This window comes from Paraburkholderia youngii, assembly GCF_013366925.1.
Lineage (GTDB): Bacteria > Pseudomonadota > Gammaproteobacteria > Burkholderiales > Burkholderiaceae > Paraburkholderia > Paraburkholderia youngii.
In genome coordinates this window covers 1054594-1074293 of record NZ_JAALDK010000002.1, presented here as the reverse complement: position 1 = coordinate 1074293, position 19700 = coordinate 1054594, and the positions used below count along the sequence as shown (strand labels likewise).

At 64.3% G+C, this 19700-nt stretch carries 10 protein-coding genes and 1 pseudogene; 7 read left to right on the top strand and 4 right to left on the bottom strand.

Annotation, left to right across the window (positions count from 1 at the left end; all coding sequences use genetic code 11):
- The first annotated feature begins 71 nt into the window (after positions 1 to 71).
- The 7 genes and pseudogenes from tssJ to G5S42_RS36225 all read left to right on the top strand — a co-directional run bounded on the left by tssJ (position 72) and on the right by G5S42_RS36225 (position 15133).
- Positions 72 to 617 (top strand): type VI secretion system lipoprotein TssJ, encoded by a 546-nt coding sequence (gene tssJ / locus G5S42_RS36255; protein ID WP_176111535.1) that lies wholly within the window; start codon positions 72 to 74, stop codon positions 615 to 617.
- Positions 618 to 622: 5 nt separating this feature from the next.
- Positions 623 to 1972, top strand: a complete 1350-nt coding sequence (gene tssK, locus G5S42_RS36250; RefSeq protein ID WP_176111534.1) for a type VI secretion system baseplate subunit TssK — start codon at positions 623 to 625, stop codon at positions 1970 to 1972.
- A complete protein-coding gene (gene tssL, locus G5S42_RS36245; RefSeq protein WP_176111533.1) occupies positions 1969 to 3303 on the top strand; it encodes a type VI secretion system protein TssL, long form in 1335 nt (444 codons plus the stop codon). Before tssK ends, tssL begins: the two co-directional genes overlap by 4 nt.
- A gap of 13 nt (positions 3304 to 3316) precedes the next feature.
- Positions 3317 to 7282, top strand: a complete 3966-nt coding sequence (tssM, locus tag G5S42_RS36240; protein WP_176111532.1) for a type VI secretion system membrane subunit TssM — start codon at positions 3317 to 3319, stop codon at positions 7280 to 7282.
- Between the two features lie 33 nt (positions 7283 to 7315).
- Positions 7316 to 9487 (top strand): annotated as a pseudogene (locus G5S42_RS46060) (type VI secretion system Vgr family protein); the annotation flags it as partial.
- A gap of 1928 nt (positions 9488 to 11415) precedes the next feature.
- The gene (locus G5S42_RS36230; protein WP_176111993.1) at positions 11416 to 11682 is read left to right on the top strand and encodes a PAAR domain-containing protein; all 267 of its coding nucleotides are present in this window, start codon (positions 11416 to 11418) and stop codon (positions 11680 to 11682) included.
- Between the two features lie 16 nt (positions 11683 to 11698).
- The gene (locus G5S42_RS36225) at positions 11699 to 15133 is read left to right on the top strand and encodes an RHS repeat-associated core domain-containing protein (RefSeq protein WP_176111531.1); all 3435 of its coding nucleotides are present in this window, start codon (positions 11699 to 11701) and stop codon (positions 15131 to 15133) included.
- On the opposite strand, the gene G5S42_RS36220 is transcribed toward G5S42_RS36225, so the two are convergent.
- The 4 genes from G5S42_RS36220 to tssG are packed head-to-tail and all read right to left on the bottom strand — an operon-like array spanning position 15038 to position 19700.
- Positions 15038 to 16441 carry a GlcNAc-transferase family protein gene (locus tag G5S42_RS36220; protein ID WP_176111530.1) on the bottom strand — a complete coding sequence of 468 codons (1404 nt, stop codon included), beginning with the start codon at positions 16439 to 16441 and terminating at the stop codon, positions 15038 to 15040. The two genes, G5S42_RS36225 and G5S42_RS36220, sit on opposite strands and share 96 nt — an antisense overlap.
- Positions 16442 to 16481: 40 nt before the next feature.
- On the bottom strand, positions 16482 to 17561 hold the full coding sequence (locus tag G5S42_RS36215) for a fimbrial protein (protein WP_246392316.1): 1080 nt from the start codon (positions 17559 to 17561) through the stop codon (positions 16482 to 16484).
- 4 nt (positions 17562 to 17565) lie between these two features.
- On the bottom strand, positions 17566 to 18636 hold the full coding sequence (locus G5S42_RS36210) for a type VI secretion system protein TssA (protein WP_176111529.1): 1071 nt from the start codon (positions 18634 to 18636) through the stop codon (positions 17566 to 17568).
- On the bottom strand, positions 18633 to 19700 hold the full coding sequence (gene tssG / locus G5S42_RS36205) for a type VI secretion system baseplate subunit TssG (RefSeq protein ID WP_176111528.1): 1068 nt from the start codon (positions 19698 to 19700) through the stop codon (positions 18633 to 18635). The genes G5S42_RS36210 and tssG overlap by 4 nt, the downstream gene beginning before the upstream one ends.

Sequence of the window (19700 nt, the reverse complement as noted above, 5' to 3'; positions counted from 1 at the left end):
AGGATGCCGGGCTGGATGCAGGCATCCTGGTTCATTCAGGACTACGTGCGAGACCTCCTTGATACCGTCAGATGGTTTCGAACTTTCTTTCTCGCTTCGCGATATGGCTGAGCATCGGGGGCTGGCTAGCCCTAAGCGGGGTGAGCGCATGGCTGTCCGGGTGCGCTGGCGCGCCGGCTCCCGTTATCAAGGAGCGAACGACCCTCCGGCTTCAGATCGCGGCAAACGAGAACGTCAATCCGAACGAGTGGGGAACGGCGGCGCCGATCCTCGTGCGGATCTACGAACTGAAGTCACCCACCGCGTTTCAAACCGCCGACTTTTTCACGCTGCAAAGCGACGACAAAAAAATCCTTGGCGACGACGCGCTGATCGTCGACGAATTCATTCTGCGTCCCGGCGACACCCGCGAGATCGTCCGCAAGTCGAATGCCGCCACTACCGCAATTGGCGTGCTGGCCGGCTACCGGGATCTCGGGAAATCAGTCTGGCGCGCGGTGTACCGGTTGCCAGTCGCGCCCGACGCCGCATGGTACAGGATGGCTCTTCCAGACAAGGAACAGAAGCTGACGATCCAGCTTGACCAGCGCACTGTTTCGATTTCAAAGTCAGACTAATATCAATGAGTTGGTATAGCAAAGTTGTTTGGAGCGAGGGACTTTTCCTGCGCCCGCAATTGTTTCAGCAGCAGGAACGATATTTCGAGTCGTTCGCGCATCGCCGCAGTGCGCCGCTGAGCCCGTTTTTCTGGGGCTTCAGCCGTTATGAAATCGATCAGGAATCGCTCGCGTTCGGCAAGCTGGTATTCAAAAGCGGGCTCGGCGTATTTCCGGACGGCACGCCGTTCGAGGTGCCGGGTCTGACGCAGCCTCCGCCCCCACTGACGATCGGACCGGAACATCAGGAGCAGGTGATTTACCTGGCGATCCCGCTTCGCCTGCCGAATACCGAGGAAACCGCCTTCACCGAGCAGAGCGGATCGCTGGCCCGTTACCATGCGTACGACACGGAACTGCGCGACAGCAATGCGATCGGCCAGGGCCCGAAGCCCGTCCAACTGTCGAATCTGCGCCTGCGGCTGTTGCCAGAGAAAGAGCTGACACAGTCCTGGATCGGTGTTGCGCTGACGCGCGTGAAGGCGCTGCACGCGGACGGCGCCGTGTCGCTGCACAGCACCGACCACATTCCGCCCGTGACCGGCTACGGCGCGAATCCACTGCTGCGCGAATGGGCGATGCAGCTGCACGGCCTCGCGCGACTACGCGCCGACGCGCTCGCCGCTCGTCTGTCAGGTGCCGATGGCCGTTCGGGCGCGGCGGCCGAAGTGGCCGACTATCTGCTGCTCCAGGTGCTCAATCGCTATGAGCCGCTGCTCGAACATATTTGCCAGCTCGAGGAGACAGCGCCGGTAAACCTGTATCGCGAGCTCGCGCTTTTTGCCGGCGAGCTTTCGACCTTCGTGCGTCCACAAACGCGTCGTCCGCGGCCTGCTCCAGGCTATGACCACGCGCAGCTCTACAGCAGTATCAGGCCGCTCGTCGAGGAGGTTCACTATCTGTTGAACCAGGTGTTGATTCGCGGTGCGCAGCCGATTGCGCTTACGGAGCAGGCGCACGGCATCCGCACGGCCGCCATGTTGCCGAACGAACTGGCAGGCTATTCGAGCCTCGTGCTCGCGGTGGGCGCGCAGATGCCTTCGGAATTGCTGCAGCAGCAGTTTCTTGCCCAAACGAAGATCAGCCATCCACAGCGCTTGCCGGAATTGATCCGTTCGCATCTGCCGGGTCTGACCATAGCCGCGCTGCCGGTTCCTCCGCGCCAGATTCCGTTCAACTCGGGCTTTATATATTTCGAACTGTCGCGTACCGGACCGTTCTGGGAGCAGATTGCACGGCACGGAGGGCTTGCCATGCACGTCGCCGGACACTTCCCGGAACTCAAGCTTGAACTGTGGGGCGTGCGTCAAAAATGAGTACCGGCGCATACGGGGATGATGCGTTCGACTTTCTGCTGAACCCCGAGAACTCCGCTTCTGGCCAGAGCCAGCCGTCTGGATTGCCCGCGGGCCGTCCCGCAACCGCGGCCGCCGCCAATCAGGAACCGGTCGTGGATGCGACCTCCTTCGATCCGCCGGAAGAGGTGCAGACGCGTCTCGAGCGCATGAAGACCGCGCGCAATCCGTTGCGTGAAGCCGCACAGCCTTTGTTGCGCATGTTGGCGGACATGCCGGCTTCGCTCGATTCGTTGGCCGCGGTCGCGAGCTTGCGCTCGCTGCTGGTGCGTGAGGTCGCCGCATTCCAGAAGGTCTGCGACAAGGCAGGTTTGCCGTGGAAACATGTGGCGGCTGTTCGTTACGCGCTGTGCACCGCGCTCGACGAAGCCGCCAACCGCACGCGTTGGGGGAGCGGTGGCATCTGGGCCGCACGGGGTCTGTTGCTGAACTTCGAAGGAGAAGTGGACGGTGGCGAGAAGTTCTTCCTGCTGATCGGCCGCATGGCAACCGACCCCCAGGAGTACATCGACGTACTCGAGGTGCTGTATCGCATTCTCAGCCTGGGATTCGAAGGACGCTACAGCGTTGCCGCGGACGGTCCACGTCATCTGGAGCAGATCCGGCAGCGGATGCTGACGCTCATCAGCGGCACGCGCGACACGCTGCGGCTCGAACTGTCGCCGCATTGGCGCGGCGAGGAGCCGGGCAGGATGCGGCTGCTGAAAAGCGTGCCGGTCTGGGCGACGGCGGGCGTCGCCGCGCTATGCGTGTTCTCGTTGTTCGCCTGGTACGAGTATCGGCTTCTGGCGCAAAGCAATGCGCTGCAAGCAAAGATTCTCGCGATCGGAGTGCCGATCAAGGTCGCGGCTCCGGTCGTTCACGAGCGCTTGCGCCTGTCCGTTCTGCTGAAGGATGAGATTGCTCGCGGCCAGGTCCTGGTCGAAGAGAACGAGCGCAGCAGCCGGGTCGTGTTTCGTGGCGACTACGTGTTTCTTCCGGGGCAAAGCCGCATTCGCCCGGAACTGGATCCAGTGCTGAGCAGGGTTGCGCAGGAGGTCGCGCGGGTCGGCGGCCATGTCACGGTGACCGGGCACACCGACAACCAGCCGATCCATACGGCGGAGTTTCCCGACAACCGGGTGTTATCGGAACAGCGCGCGGCGTTCGTCGCCGACGTATTGAAGGCGCACGGCGTGCCTGCCAATCGCATCCTGGCCGTCGGCAAGGGCGATGCCCAACCTGTCGCGGACAACACTACAGCGGAAGGTCGTTCCCGCAATCGACGCGTGGAAGTCTTCGTCGCGCACTAACGGGAAAGCCTTGATGTCTTATTTGAACCGCTTATCGAAACTGGTGCTGACGCGCCAGACGCTGGTGCTCGCCGCGATCCTCGTGGCGGCTATGGCTCTCTGGTTCGTGGGGCCTCTGATCGCTTTTGGCGACTACCGGCCGCTCGACAGCGTGTTCTCGCGCGCGCTGTCGATCGTCGTGCTGTTGTTGCTGCTGCTGTTCTGGCTGCTCGGCTGGTCGCCGGGCGTCATCGGCGTCGCGTTGCTGTGTGTCGCGCTCTGGTATTTCGGACCGATACTCGCGTTCGGCGAAACGCATACGCTCGGCACTACATGGTCCCGCGTGCTGCTGATCTCGGTGCTGCTTGCCTGCTACGCGATCTATGGGCTGTATCGCCTGTGGCGGGCAGTGCGCAGCGACGACGTGCTGCTGCAGCGCGTTCTGAACCCGTTCACGAAGAAGCCGGCCGCGACCCCTGTCGCACGTGACGAAATCCGCGCGCTTCACGCGGTCGTCGCGAAGGCCATCGACAAACTCAAACGCATGCGCGGCGGACCGGCGGGGCTGCGTCGTCTGCTCGAAAGCCAGCGCTATCTGTACGAACTTCCTTGGTACATGGTGGTGGGCTCGCCGGGGGCCGGCAAGACGACGTTGATCCTGAACTCGGGTCTGGATTTTCCGGAGGCGGAGCAAATGGCCGCGACGTCGCTGAGAGGTCGCGTCGAAACTGAGAATTGCGACTGGTGGTTCGCGAACGAGGCGGTGCTGATCGATACCGCTGGCCGTTATACGGTTCACGACGCAGCATCGCAAGACGCCGCGAAGATCGACGTCAAACCGGAAGACCTGAAGAGCGCGAACGAGGCCGAATGGCGCGGCTTTCTCGGATTGCTTCGCAAGCGGCGCCCGCGCGCGCCGATCAACGGTGCGCTGCTGGCCGTTTCGGTCGAAGAGTTGTTGACGCGCCCCGCGTCGGAACGAAAGGCGCTCGCCGCGTCGATGCGCGCGCGGCTTGGCGAGCTGCGCCAGCAGTTAGGGATTCGATTCCCCGTCTACGTACTCGTCACGAAGCTCGATTTGCTGCCTGGCTTCGGGGAGTATTTCCAGTCGTTGACGGCGGAGAGCCGCGCGCAGATTTTCGGCTTCACACTGCCTTATCAGGAGGAGCCGGAACCACACGGCCGCGACACATTGCGCGTGGCCTGCGCGGCCGAGATGCGTGAGCTGGAGCAGGGACTCGAAGACAGCATCAACACGAGGCTGCTTGAGGTGTACGAGGTCGATCTGCGCAAGAAGCTTTATGCGTTGCCGTCTGAATTTCGTAGCCTGTGCGCGGAACTCAATGAACTGCTCGCGCTGGTGTTTCTCGATTCGAAATACGACGATACACAATTGAACAGCACGCTGCGCGGCGTCTATTTCACGAGCGCGGCGCAAACTCACGAGGCCGTGTCCGCCGACAGCACCACACTGTTGCAGCGGCTGCGTCGCGGGCTTGCGGGTTTGTTCGGCGCCGCGCCGAAAACGGTCTCGCCGTCATCCGGTGGCGCTACGCCTACCGCCTATCGCGGCTATTTCTTGCGCAATCTGTTTCAGCACGTGATCCTGGCTGAAGCGCATCTGGTGCGGCCAAACCTGTACTGGGAAATCCGTTTCCGAGCGTTGCGTGTTGTCGGGCATCTGCTCGCGATCGTCGTCGCGGTGTGGCTAGTCGGTGCACTCGTCGTTAGCTTCGGCAATAACCGCGAGTATCTTGCCGCGATCGACGCCAAGGCCAATGGGCTCGCCGCGCGGGTCCTGTCGCAGCGCAAGACGCCGCAGCCCGGGGCGATGGGGTCGATGCTGTCAGCGTCGCGTGACCTGCCGCAGTTCGACGGCATCGAACTCGACAGTCCCGGTCCCGCATGGCGCTACGGGCTGTATACGGCGCCCGCCATCAGCGCCGCCGCCGGCGAGACCTACTACGGTCTGCTGAAACAGATGTTGCTGCCGCAAGTCATCGGCCGGCTCGAAACGGTGCTCGATACACAAATCGGCGCACAGGACGCGGACGGCGTTTATCGCACGCTGACGGTCTACCTGATGCTGTTCGATCGCTCGCACTACGACGCGAAAGCGATCAAGGCATGGGTGCTCGGCGACTGGGAGCACGCCAACGGCGTCGCACCGCTCGGCGAGCGCACCGTGATGGCGCGACACCTCGACGCGCTGATCGGGGAAGGGGTGCCCGCGGTGCCGGCAAAACCGGTGAATGCGCAGCTAGTGCGTCGCGCGCGCGAGTTCCTCGGCCGCAATCCGGCGTCCGGACGGCTCTACGAACGCGCGATGAACAGCATGGCGCCGGAGGCGCCCGAGAACGTCACGCTGCTGAGCGCCGCGGGTCCGCAAGCCACTACCGTGTTCATGCTGGCCAACGGCTCGACGCTCGCGCGAGGCATCCCCGGTCTCTATACCTACGACGGCTATCACGCGGTATTCAACAAGCGCCTGCCGGAATTTCTCGAGCAGGCGCGCAAACAGGACGCGTGGGTGATGGGCGAGGCCGATACATCGACGCGGTGGCGGCACATGGCAAACGGCAACGCGCTGCGCAAGGACAAGCTCGCCGACGATATCCGTCGCCAGTACTTGACCGATTATGGCAACTATTGGAGCCAGTTTCTCGACGACGTGAGACCGGTGTCCGCCAGCGAAGGCACGCTGGCGCCCGATCTGCAGACGCTGCGCACGCTGGCCGCGCCGGATTCGCCGCTGGCCAGACTCGCGCGAACCGCCGCGCGCGAGACGTCGCTGTCGGTCGCTGACGGCGCGGACGAATCGTCGGCCGCCGGGAGTGCCATCAACGGGATCATGCGTCGCTCGCAGGCGGCGCGCGCCGCGAGCGCCGTGGCCGCAACCGCCACCATCGGTCAGCTCGCGCAGCAGAAGATGGAACGTGAACTGGTCGACCGACGCTTTGCCGCGCTGCGCGAAGTCGTGACCGGCCAGGCCGATAGCGGGAGCGCGCTGCCTGGCGGCAGCGGCGTGCTGCAGCTGGGCGGCGTCATCGGGCTGATCAACGAGCAGTACACGCGATTGACGACCGCCGGCGACGTGCTCGCCACCAACAGCATGCCGCCCACGGACGACCTCGGCGCCACGATGCAGCTCGAGGCGCAGAAGCTGCCGCCGCCGTTTCGGGCCGTGCTCGTGGGCCTCGCGACGCAGTCGATGCGCAAGGTGGACCGCAACGTCGGCTCGCTGCTGACGATGCAGGTCGAATCGAGCGTTGGCGCGCAATGCCGCCGTGCTGTCGAAGGCAAATATCCGTTCGTCGCGAGCGTCCAGGAAGTCGACATCGACGATTTCAACCGCGTTTTCGCGGCGGGCGGCCTGCTCGACGACTTCTTCCACAAGACGCTCGCGAGCCGTGTCGATACGAGCATACGGCCGTGGCGCTATAAGCCGGTCAGCCCCGGCATGCCGCCCATGCAGGGACCGAGCCTCGAACCGTTCGAGCGCGCCGCGGCGATCCGCCAGACATTTTTCCGCGATCCCGGCGCGACCCGGATGTCGTGGAATGCGGGCCTCAAGGTCGTGTCGCTGGACCCCGAGATTACCGATCTGCTCATCGACGTCGACGGGCAAAGCCTGCGCTATGCGCACGGTCCGGTCACGACATTCCCGATCACATGGCCGGGGCCGCGCGGCGGCTCGATGGCCGGCCTCACCGCGAATCCGCGCGTGCGTCCGGATACGTCGACCGTGATGACCGAGGGTCCGTGGGCGCTGTTCCGTCTGATCGACCGGGGTCGTGCGACGTCGACATTGTCGTCGAGCCGCTCGGCAGTGGACTTCAATTTCGACGACCGGCACGCGGTTATCGAACTGACATCGGGCGGGCAGTCGGGACCGCAACTCACCGCGTTGCTGCGGGATTTTCGTTGCCCTGGCAGTGGAAACACGCTGGCAAGGCGAACGGACGCGTCGTCAGGCACCGCATCGTCCAATGAGCTGTAGCGCCTTTTCGATAAAGAGAACTTAGAGGAGTGCATGTCAAGTAATCCCTTGAACGCGATAGGTGTGCAAAGCCGCGCAGTGACCGTATCCAGCGCGGGGATACCGAGGTGGCCGGCTCAGAGCGCGGACGGACTGACGCAGCCGGCGCTGCAGTTCATGTCACTGAAGGGCAACGAGCATCTCGGCAAGCTGTTCGAATACGAACTGCTGTTGCGCACGCCCGACAATTACACGGTGCCGCTTGCCGTCAGTGCCAACCTCGATCTGAAGGCGCTGCTAGGCAAGGAAATGACCGTCGCGATCGACCTCGAGCCGAGCGCCGATCCCGAAGCGGCTCAGCGCGAAATCACCGGACTCGTCGCCGCCGCGCAATACCTGCGTCGGGAAGGCCGCTACAACGTCTATCGTGTCGTGCTGAAGCCCTGGCTGTGGCTGGCCACCTTGACGACCGACTACAAGATTTTCCAGAACAAGACGGTCATCGAGATCATCGACGAGGTTCTGAAGGACTATCCGTATCCGGTCGAAAAGCGTCTCGACGTCAGCCGCTATGCGCTCGAGGGTGAGAGTCCGACCAACGAGCCGCGCGCGTTCCAGGTCCAGTACGGCGAGACCGACTACCACTTCATTCAACGCCTGATGGAGGAGTGGGGCATCTACTGGTTTTTCGAGCATGCCGACGGCAAGCACCGGCTCGTGCTGTGCGATCACATCGGCGCGCACCGCCAGTCGCCGAACTCCGCATACCGGACGCTCGCGTTCCAACCGCAGAACGGCAAGACCGACACCGAATACATCAGCGCGTTTTCGACGGCGGAAGTTTTGTGCACCGGTCACTATGTGACGAGCGACTTCGACTTCACGCGTTCGCGTGCCGACATGCGAGCGATCAATCAACAGCCGCGCGATACCAGTTGGAACCTGCTCGAGCGCTACGACTGGCCGGGCGACTACACCGACGGCAACCACGGTGAACTGCTCGCGCGTACGCGCATGGAAGCGCTGCGCGCGCCGGGCACGCGAGCGCAAGGCGAAGGTAACGTGCGCGGACTCGCGTGCGGGCAGACGTTTGGGTTGACCCACTACGACCATACGGCTGCGAACTGCGAATACCTCGTGATCGGTACGAAACTCGCCCTGATTGGCACGCCGGATGAATCGGGTAGCGGTTACGAGTACACCTGCAGCAACAAGTTCGACGTACAGCCGACGAGCGAAGTGTTCAGACTGCCGCGGGAGACGTCGAAACCGATCGTCAGCGGGCCTCAGTCGGCTGTCGTCGTGGGTCCCGAGGGCAAGGAATTGTGGACCGACGAATTCGGTCGCGTGAAGGTCCGCTTCGTCTGGGACCGCTATGGCCGCAACGTCGAAACCGACTCCTGCTGGGTCCGTGTAAGCCAGGCGTGGGCCGGTCAGGGTTTCGGTGGCATCTATATTCCGCGCATCGGCCAGGAAGTCATCGTCGATTTCTGGAACGGCGACCCGGATCGTCCGCTGATCACCGGGAGTCTGTACAACACGGTGACGCGTCCGCCCTATGAGTTGCCAGGCAACGCGACGCAAAGCGGTTTCATGAGCCGGTCGATGGAAGGGGGCTTGCAGAACTACAACAGCATTCGCTTCGAGGACAAGGCGGGTGCCGAGGAATTCACGGTGCAGGCTGAGCGGGACATGAACCGCCTGACGAAGCTCAACGAATCGCACGTGATCGGTGCCGACTACACGATCGGCGTGGCCGCGGCGCACAGCATGACCGTTGGGGCGACTTCCAGCACGGTCGTTGGCGGCAAGTATTCGATGAGGGTGAAGAATGTTGCCTTCCATTCCGTGGATCTTGGACAGTTCGTTTCGATCGGGGGGCTCGACGAGACTGCGGTTGGGGGCGCCTCCACTCTGACGGTAGGCGGGGCACGTACGGTCACGGTCGGTGGCGCGTCAACGCACGCAGTGGGCGGAGCCTATTCGCTGTCGGCTGGAGGGGTGCTGTCCATCGTGTGCGGCAAGTCGTCGCTGACGATGAGCAACGATGGCGAGATCAAGCTCATCGGTAAGTCGATCCGCATCCAGGGTGACACCCGTGTTGTGGTGCAAGGCACGCCGCTGGACCTCAACCCCGGTGACATGGAATGCGGTAGCGCAGTGACGGTGCCGGTTCCTTTAGTGGTGCTTGATGCGCTGGACGTTCCAATTATTCCGCCGCCGCCTTCGGAGGAACCACTTCCGACGATAGATCCGCTTCCGACGGAAGAACCGCCGCCATCGGAGGAGCCGCCGCCGTCGGAGGAGCCGCCACCGTCGGAGGAGCCACCGCCGTCGGAAGAGCCGCCGCCGTCGGAAGAGCCACCGCCGTCGGAAGAGCCACCGCCGTCGGAAGAGCCGCCGCCGTCGGAAGAGCCACCGCCGTCGGAAGAACCACCGCCTTCGGAAGAGCCGCTGCCATCGGAAGAGCCGCCGCCGTCGGAAGAGCCGCCGCCGTCGGAAGAGCCGCCGCCGTCGGAAGAGCCGCCGCCGTCGGAAGCGCCGCTGCCATCGGAAGAGCCGCTGCCATCGGAAGAGCCGCCGCCGTCGGAAGAGCCGCTGCCATCGGAAGAGCCGCCGCCGTCGGAAGCGCCGCTGCCATCGGAAGAGCCGCCGCCGTCGGAAGAGCCGCCGCCATCGGAAGAGCCGCCGCCGTCGGAAGAGCCACCGCCATCGGAGGAGCCGCCGCCTTCCGAGGAGCCACCGCCATCGGAGGAGCCCCCGCCATCGGAGGAGCCGTTGCCGTCGGAAGAGCCACCGCCGTCGGAAGAGCCGCCGCCGTCGGAAGAGCCCCCGCCATCGGAGGAGCCGCCGCCGTCGGAGGAGCCGCCGCCGTCGGAGGAGCCGCCGCCGTCGGAAGAGCCACCGCCATCGGAAGAGCCACCGCCATCGGAAGCGCCACCGCCGTCGGAAGAGCCGCCGCCGTCGGAAGAGCCGCCGCCGTCGGAAGAGCCGCCGCCATCGGAAGAGCCGCCGCCGTCGGAAGAGCCACCGCCATCGGAGGAGCCGCCGCCTTCCGAGGAGCCACCGCCATCGGAGGAGCCCCCGCCATCGGAGGAGCCGTTGCCGTCGGAAGAGCCCCCGCCATCGGAGGAGCCGCCGCCGTCGGAGGAGCCGCCGCCGTCGGAGGAGCCGCCGCCGTCGGAAGAGCCACCGCCATCGGAAGAGCCACCGCCATCGGAAGAGCCACCGCCATCGGAGGAGCCACCGCCGTCGGAGGAGCCGCCGCCGTCGGAAGAGCCGCCGCCGTCGGAAGCGCCACCGCCGTCGGAAGAGCCGCCGCCGTCGGAAGAGCCGCCGCCGTCGGAGGAGCCGCCACCGTCGGAAGAGCCACCGCCATCGGAGGAGCCGCCGCCGTCGGAAGCGCCACCGCCATCGGAAGAGCCACCGCCATCGGAGGAGCCACCGCCATCGGAGGAGCCACCGCCATCGGAGGAGCCACCGCCGTCGGAAGCGCCACCGCCATCGGAAGAGCCACCGCCGTCGGAAGCGCCACCGCCATCGGAAGAGCCACCGCCATCGGAGGAGCCACCGCCATCGGAGGAGCCACCGCCATCGGAGGAGCCACCGCCGTCGGAAGCGCCACCGCCGTCGGAAGAGCCGCCGCCGTCGGAAGAGCCGCCGCCGTCGGAAGCGCCACCGCCATCGGAGGAGCCACCGCCATCGGAGGAGCCACCGCCATCGGAGGAGCCACCGCCGTCGGAAGCGCCACCGCCGTCGGAAGAGCCGCCGCCGTCGGAAGAGCCGCCGCCGTCGGAAGCGCCACCGCCATCGGAAGAGCCGCCGCCATCGGAGGAGCCACCGCCATCGGAGGAGCCGCCGCCATCGGAAGAGCCACCGCCATCGGAGGAGCCGCCACCGTCGGAGGAGCCACCGCCATCGGAGGAGCCACCGCCATCGGAAGAGCCGCCGCCATCGGAGGAGCCGCCACCGTCGGAGGAGCCGCCGCCATCGGAGGAGCCGCCACCGTCGGAAGAACTGCCGCCGCCGATTGAAACACCGCCGGCAACCGGCAACGACGCGTAACAGCGTATTTCGCAGTACCGTGCAGCCGGCGAATGCCTTCGCGCATCGCCCTGCACGGTCTTTCAATTTTCATTAGGAGAAAATCGAGCATGTTTCCAGCGGCTCGCAAGGGCGATGCGATCGGACATGGCGGTTCGATCGCCGGGGGTTCCCCGACGGTCTTCATCAATCAAATGCCTGCGGCGCTCGTCGGTATGAGCTCTGCCGTTTGCACGCTGCACCCGGGCTCCCAAGCTGTGGTCGCGGGTTCGGGGACGGTGTTGATCAACAACCTGCCGGCGGCATTGGTTGGCGGCAAGGTTTCGTGTGGCGCGCCGTGTTCCGCTGGTTCGCCAGACGTGCGCATCGGTTCATGATGACGACGGTAGCCACGTGACGACGGGTCTCGCGGGAATCGGCGGCGAGCTGGTCAGACTGCCCGGCGTCGTATTGCCCGTCGCCTGTGTCGGACCGTTGGTCGATCGCTGTGAGCGCCTCGGCGGCCTGGTCGACCGCTTTCGAATGCGTCGTGCGCTGTCTGGCATTCTGTGCGGCTCGGTCGATGTGATCAGCGGCAGCAAAATCTGCCTGCCTGCCGACGAAACCGACTTCAGGCTGCGCGGCCGTCTTCCGCTTGCATGGTCGCGTTGTTATTCGAGCGCGCAGCATGCGCTCGGACTGCTCGGGGTTGGCTGGCGCACGAACTGGGAAGTCACGCTGCATAAGCGGGACGATCAACTGCTCTATACCGACGAATACGGCAGCACGCTCAGCGTGCCGTTTCCCGAGCGGGGGACACAGGTAATAGCGTCGGCTGCGCAATTGCACATCGCGCATCGGAGCGACGGACGCCTCGTCGTTGCGGATCTGACGCCGCATTACCGCGTGTTCGGCGACTTCGACGCCAACGGAATCGCACGGCTCAAATACGTCGAGGATCTGCGTCAGCAGCGGATCGGCCTGATCTGGGACCCCGACGGGCGCTTGCTGCGCATGCGTGGGACCTGCGGCCACGAGCTGCGCATGCACTATGAAGCGCGGATGGGACCGCGTCTGAGCGCTGTCGAGTGTGTCGACGGCGGTCCAACCGGCGCGCTGGTCCAGTACGGCTACAGCCAGCATGGCGAACTCACCGAGGTGCGCAATCGGGTCGGCGAAATCGTGCGTCGCTTTGCATACCGCGATGGGCGGATCGTCGAAGAAGCAGACGCGCTCGGCATGGCGACACGCTACGAATGGCAGACGATCGGCGGCGCCGCGCGCGTGGTTCGACGAGTCACGTCGGAAGGCGCGCGTGATCGCTTCGCTTACGACTTCGATAGCCAGACCAGTGAGGTCAGCGATGTCTTCGGCAACGCGGCGCATTGGCAATACGACGAGCAGGGCCGCGTGCTGTCGCACACGGACTTCGACGGCCGACGCTACCGGTTCGGCTACGACGCCGCCGTCGCGCCGGTCGCACTGCAACTGCCCGGCGAGCGGGAGGTTCGCATCGAATACGATGCGCTCGGACGCGTCGCGTGCGAGACGGACCCGCAGGGCGCCACCCGCTCGACACAGTATGCGTTTGCGTCACGCGAGCCCGTGTCGGTCGCGTTGAGCGATGGCCGTGCGTGGATGTGGGCACGCAACAATCGCCTACAGCCATTGCACTATCAGACCCCGTCGGGAGAATTCACGCGTTTCGAATATGGCGACGCTGGCGATGTCGTACGCTCGACGGATGCGCTGGGGACCGTCACGACCTTCGCGCATAACGCGTGGGGGCAGGTGACGCGTCGCACGGGAGTCGGCGGGAGCACGACCCGCTACGAGTATGACGTCAATGGTTACGTCGTGAGCGTGACCGACGCGCTCGGCGCCGTCACGCGAATCGAGCGCGATGGCCTCGGCCGGCCGTTGACCATCACGCGCCCGGACGGACAGGCCGAGCGTCATGGGTGGAATGCGGCTGGCCAGCGCACGTCGTTCGTTGGCCCGAGTGGCCGAAGCCGGCACTGGTATCGAGACCGGCGCGGCAATGTCCTACGTGCGGTCGACGAAGAGGGTCACGTGATCGTGCGTCGGTACGATGCACATGGGCGTCCGGTTCGAATCGAAGGCGCGAACGGCGCGGTGCAGGTGCTTCGGTGGAATGCGAGCAGTTGCCTGTCGATCTCGGACGCCGATGGCGTGGAACGCAGCTTCGACTATGCGGCTAGCGGGCAGGTCCGTTGTCTCACGTGGAAGGCGGGCGAGCAACAGCGTTGCGAAACGTTCGACTACGACCGTGCGGGCCGTCTCACCCAGCGAGAAACCGCGCATAGCCGCTATATCTATCACTACGGGGCGGGCGGATTGCTCGACGGCGTGATCCGCGAGCCGACACCGGAAGGCGAGCTACTCGGTATCGGAGCGGATGAGATCCGCTTCGAACACGACGCCGGTGGCCGTCTGATCGCCGAGCACGGCGCAAACGGCACACTGCGTTACACGTACGACGCCGCTGGACGCGTTGTCGCGACTCAGCTGCCGCAGGGGCAGGAGCTGCGTACGCGCCGCTTCGAAACCGGCGACATCGCGTTCATCGAACTGGGCGAACGGCAGATTGCGCGCTTCTGGTATGACGCGATGAGGCGTCCGGTTGCGCGCACGCAAGGTCGCTTGCGCACGCATACGGGCTTTTCGCCGCTCGGCTTGCCGGTGTGGTGGCGCTCGGTGACGGGGCGCGACGTGGATACGCCGGGCTCCGCGACAGAATCTGTCACCGAATTGTGGCGCGAAGCCGATTACAGTCTCGCTGACCTGATCGTCAGGACAGGCGGAGAGAGCGACGGTCAGATGTGGTACGACTACGACCGGCGTGGGTGTCTGTTGCGATCGGTGTCGGAGAACGGGGACATCGAGTATTTCACGTGGGACGCCGCTGGCAATCTGCTCGATACGCCTGGCGGCAGCTGGTTCCCGGCCGTGAATCCGGACCACCGGTTACGGGAATGCCGCGGACATCGTTACGACTATGATGTGTGGGGACAAGTGGTGCGTAGAAGCGGCCGCGACCATACGCTATCGCTTGATTGGGATGCGGAGGGGCGCATCATCGCCGCGCATCGCAACGGCTATACCGTGCGCTACCAGTACGACGCAATCGGTCGGCGTATCGCCAGGCGTGTCGAATCCACTGCGTCGCGGCGCACGCAGCAGCTATCGATGCCGGAGCGCGACGAGCTCACGCGCTTTTTGTGGCAAGGGCACAGACTGATCCAGCAGCACCGCGCGATGGAACTGCGCACCTACCTGTATCAACCCGAGCCCGACGGCTCAACCGGCTTCGCGCCGCTCGCTCGCGTGGACCAGACCCTCGCCGATGATGGCGCGATCAAAAGCACGCAGGTCTATCACTATCACACTGACGTGGCCGGTACGGCCGTCGCGCTCACGGACGAGAGGGGCCGGGTGGTATGGCGTGGGCGTTATCGTGCGTGGGGCGGTCTCGTGACGCCGGAGTGGCAAAGCAGCGACGCGTTTGCGCAGCCGCTTCGCTATGCCGGCCAATACGCCGATGATGAAACCACGCTGTATTACAACGGCGCGCGTTTTTATGATCCTCACGCGGGCCGCTACATCAGCCCCGATCGCAACGGCGAAGCCGCAGCCAGTCCATACCGCTACGCGCCGAATCCGCTGACGTGGTGCAATCCTCTTGGCCGCGCGACGCCGGAAGCGTCTTGGTGCGTCGTCGTCGCGGACGCGTCATGCATCGATGACGCGTCGGACCCGGCTCAATACGTTGCCGGCGTCGTCGAACAACTCCACGACGTAACTGGCTGGGACCCGGCCAAGTTCTGATTCGAAAGACACATGGAAGTCGAGCCAGTCGTTTTTCCGGTATCGGGCAAGACCGCTAGCGTTGACGGTTTCCCGGCGCAGCTGCGTCTCGCCGTTGTCGTAGATCACCACGGCAACCGACGTTGCGGCCGGCAACGCGTGCTCGACGCCGGGCGTGAGCACATGCCTGTCGAATCCATTCCGATGTATGCACACACGAACGTCGTTTGCGCGTAGCAGAGAGGCCTTCCATGTTGCTTCGTCGGGACGTTGAGAGCCCGGGACGGGCGGATCGTCATTCAATACCGACTGCTGAACTCCGCGCCACTTGAAGCTGATGCCCGCGTAGGCCTCGTAATCGGCGAGCGTGCGTTCGGCCCCGAGTCCATACTCGCCGAACTCGGCGTCAGCCAGCGTTTGTCCGTCGATACCGAGCAGCGCACGATTGCGCTGCAATGAGCGCTCGTTGCGCTCATGCCAGGGCTCGTCGATTTCACCCCGTTCCTTGGCCTCGTGACTGTGATCGTTCCACATCTTGACGCGGTAGGAACGCAGATATTCGTGCCACCCGATCAGCCTGTGCGGACTGTACAGGTCATAGCCGTGGGTGAACGCACGGACGGCAAGCGAAATTTCTTCGCCGTGAAAGAAATAGTCGGGATCGTGCTGGACCACTTCGGCAAAGTGACCGTCGGCAAATGCGAAGTGTGCGCTGAAGAAGCGCGAACGGACCGGGCGAGCCCGGGTTCTCCAGTCGGAAAGTGTCTTCGAGCGGAACAGGACGACCCCTTCCCTGGAAAACCTCGCATAGGCCAATATCCTCGGCTCGTCGCTCGATCGAGCATCGTCGTTTTCGGGGTCGTACATCGGAAGGTAAGCGGTCAGAACCGGTTTCGGGCTTTCATCGCGTAACGACTCCAGCATTTCGATTGCGAGCATGTCCCATCCGTCGACGAAGCGATGATGCGAGTCGAGTTGCAGCGTGTAGCACTCACCGCTGTATCGCTGCTGGACCAGATTGCGGGCCCAGCATGCGCCCTGCGTCATCATGTGGGGAACGTCGATCAATTCGATCTTCGCTTCACGATGACTGAGATGGTGGACGATCCAGTTGTCGGTCTGCTCGACTCGCCAATCGCCAAAGCCCCGCTGCCAGAACTGGATCATCGTTTCGTCGTGCGCATGCTGCCAGCAGACGATGATCCGCAACAGATCTGGCCTTCCAGCTTTGTTGATCAAATCCAGCAGGGTGGGGACCAACTGCGGGTCGCGATAACTCGCGATTTGCACGAAGATCGAGTTCGGTGGTGCGACGGGTATCTCGGTCATGCTAGTTGCTTCTGGTAGACGTTCGCCGTTGATAGTCGGTTTAAAGAATGGTCATCGTGACTGTTGCGGTTGCCTGGATCTTGCCGGCGGTTGGCGTCGCTGTGCCGACGCGCAGCACGGTCGCCTCGAGTGCGAACGGCGATTGCATCGCGCCCCGCGGTGCGTGGACGAGGGTGCTCGACGGATCGTTGGGCCGGAAAACGGTTTTGCTTGAAACGTCCCGCAAACGAATCGCAAGATGCGTCGCGCCGGTGTTCTTCAACATGCTGCTATCTTCGGTATCGGAGGTTCCGGAAAGTGCAGCGGTGATCGAAGCCGGTGGCGTGGGACCGGTGCAGAGCACCGTAAAGTCGACTGGCTGGGTCGGCCCGCTCGTGGTCGACACATCGCTTGGGCCGAACGTGCCGAAATCGATGTTCAGTGCGCTGGTATTGACCGAGCAACTCGGAAGAACCTTGACGTTGATGCTGCCGCCTGTGATCGTCACGACCCGACTGCCGTCACCATCGGCAATGCCGGTTCCCAAGGTGTTGAACATCACGTCGACGTTGCTCGCGATGTCGCCGGTTTTGACCAGTTCGATCAGGAACTGCGAGCCAATGCCGAAGCGACCGTAGATCACCTGATTGGGCTCGCCGGCGGGAAAGGATGGCGTAAACGGAAGTGGCGAATTCGTGCCGCTCGCGCGAAGGTAGGTCACACGAAAGCCGATTCCGGGAACGTTGGTGTTATAGACCCCTGACATCGTGGACGGCGTTGCGTTGAAATAGCCGAATGTGACCGTGCCCCCGTTGGTGCAGTCCGCGAAGTTCCCATAGGTAGCGTACGCCGGCGACAAGCCCGTGGCGATCACCGAGCCGACCGGTAAGCCAGGATCGATCGATACCGAGCTTTCCTGAAACGGTATGTTGACCGCTATTGGATACCCCGCAATGTAGCCTTGAGACAGCAGTTCGGAGATTTGCGCAGGCTTCAACTGGGTGCAGGTGGCGAACGCGAAATGGGGTATCGCGAAGCAAATCAGGATAAAAAATTGAACGAGTCTTTTCATTGGAGCTTGTTGGTTGACCGGCGGACTGTAGGGGCCGACAGCGGAGAAACTACGCAGATGCGCGCACATTGCCTCAACCGTCGAACTCATCCCATTTAGCGAGTAAATCGGCGGGAATGATATGGGCGAGTTCTGAAAACCGTTTGCCGACCATTCGTTCCGACTGGCGCAGCAAAACAATGACGGGACTGCTCGGTTCGTTTTGCTCGAACCACATGCGTGTGTCCTGAATGGCTGCGAGCGCGCTCCAGCGATCCGTTGGACACGGCGCGGTGACTGGCGGATCGGCCGGCGCGTCGGACTGCGCGAGGGTTGCCGTAGCGACGCTAGCCGGCGCCGGTCCACGCACGATATCGTTGTCCTGCTCGTTGGCGGCTCGCGCGGCCGCAGGCGCCGGCGCGGACGCGCCGCCGCCGTCCATCCGATGCTGCGCGAATGGCTGCAGCGCTCGGGACAACGCGCCAAGATCGGGCGCATCGACGCCGAGCGTCTCATCGCACCAGGCAGCGATGCGTTGCGTCAGACCCTGCGCTTCGACCAATGCGGCAATCGCCGCGTCGCGTCGGCCCCACCATTCCTTTAGCAAGCGGGCGACGGATTCAGGGGCGAGCGCGTCCTTCTGGCGCGGCGTCGCGAATGATTTTTCGATATCGCGCAAATGCAGTTGCAGCCCGGCCGCCCGCGGCATCGGGATGTCGCGCGCATCGGCCAGCATGCCATCCGGTTCGACGAGTCCGCCGATCGCGTTGGCGAACATCGCCGGGTCCGGTTCGCCTTCGAACACTGGCAGCGGGTGGAGCGCTTCGCCATAGCATTCGAACATCGCCAGCAGCAAAGCCAGTCCGTCGCGCAGGCCGGCCGCGCCGTCGAGCCGGGTTCGACAACGCAGCAGGATCACCGCGAGGCGGATGTCTTTCGTGCGCAGCAGCAGCGCGCGGCAATCGCGTTCGATGTCGGCCCAGTTGGCCGTTGGCGGCATGTCGACGAAGTCGCCGTACTGCGCTTCGGCGCGTGGAGCCGCGGCCGCCTGCAGCATCACGAAAGCCGGATCGTATTCGAGATCGGGACCGCAAGGCGCGTGCGCCGACACCGGTTCGAGCAGATCGGCGTAGCCCAGCACGACGGCGGGAGTGTTGGCGTTCATGCGAAGGAACTCCGGGGTCGGTCGTTGTACTGTTCAGGTTCGAAAACCATGCCGACGACCGGAAGGTCGTCGACGGAATCACCGAGCCACGTCGAGTAACCAAGTCTCTGAGACGTGCCGATGCAGGCGGGTGGCGCCGCACGCGGGTTGACGAGCAGCTTGACCTCCCACGCGTATTCATGGCCGACGAAGGCCCGCACCCATTCGACGAACGTCGGCAAGTCCTCGCCGTGCGGCGTGAGGCGCAGATACTGATCGAGGTCCAGCGGACCCACGACGAGCCGGAACTTGTGTTGCCGGTCGGGAATGGCCTCGCCGAGCTGCGCGCATTCACCGATGATCGCCGCGGGCCCCGGCACCCCGAGCCTCGTATGTTCCGATGCGCACAGGTGGATCCAGTGCGGCACGAACTCTTCGATGGTCATCGGAACACCGAAGTAATGCGAGAGCGTCGCCTCGATGCCGTGCGGCGTTCGCGCCTCGCGCACGAGGTGCGCCGCCGCGCTGTAACGCGAGTGCGTGGGCAGACAGGACTGCCCCGCCTCGGCCGGATCGACGCCGATCAGACTGGCGACGTAGAACGAAAACGTTTCGTCGCCGGCCCGGTCCAGCGACGCGGTGGCTTGCCCTGAAGCCCACGCGCGATAAAACTGCGACAGTGCGCGGTGATGGAACAGATCGACGAGCCCGACGAGCGCATGATCCTGGTGGCTTTCCACGCGACTGTGCGCCAGCTCCGTCATATGCAGCGGCAGCGGCCCTTGCGGCCCCCACAGGCCGAGCCCGAACAGCCGCACGTCGAGGCGCCCGTCTCGCGTGCCGAGCGACGCGATTTCGCGCGGCGCAAAGGCCAGTGTGGGCTGCTGACCGATCCGGAACGGCTCTTCTTGCGGCAGGCTCGCGGTGCCCGGCAACGGCATCAGCGGGTCGCGCGCGGCGATCGCGCGCAGCAGGCTCAGAAAGCCGGACTGCCACGGCGTGTCGGGATCGAACCAGGCGTCGAGCGATTGCGGATCGAGCGATGATCGCGTCGGCGCAACAGCGCTCGCAAATGTCCCAGCCAT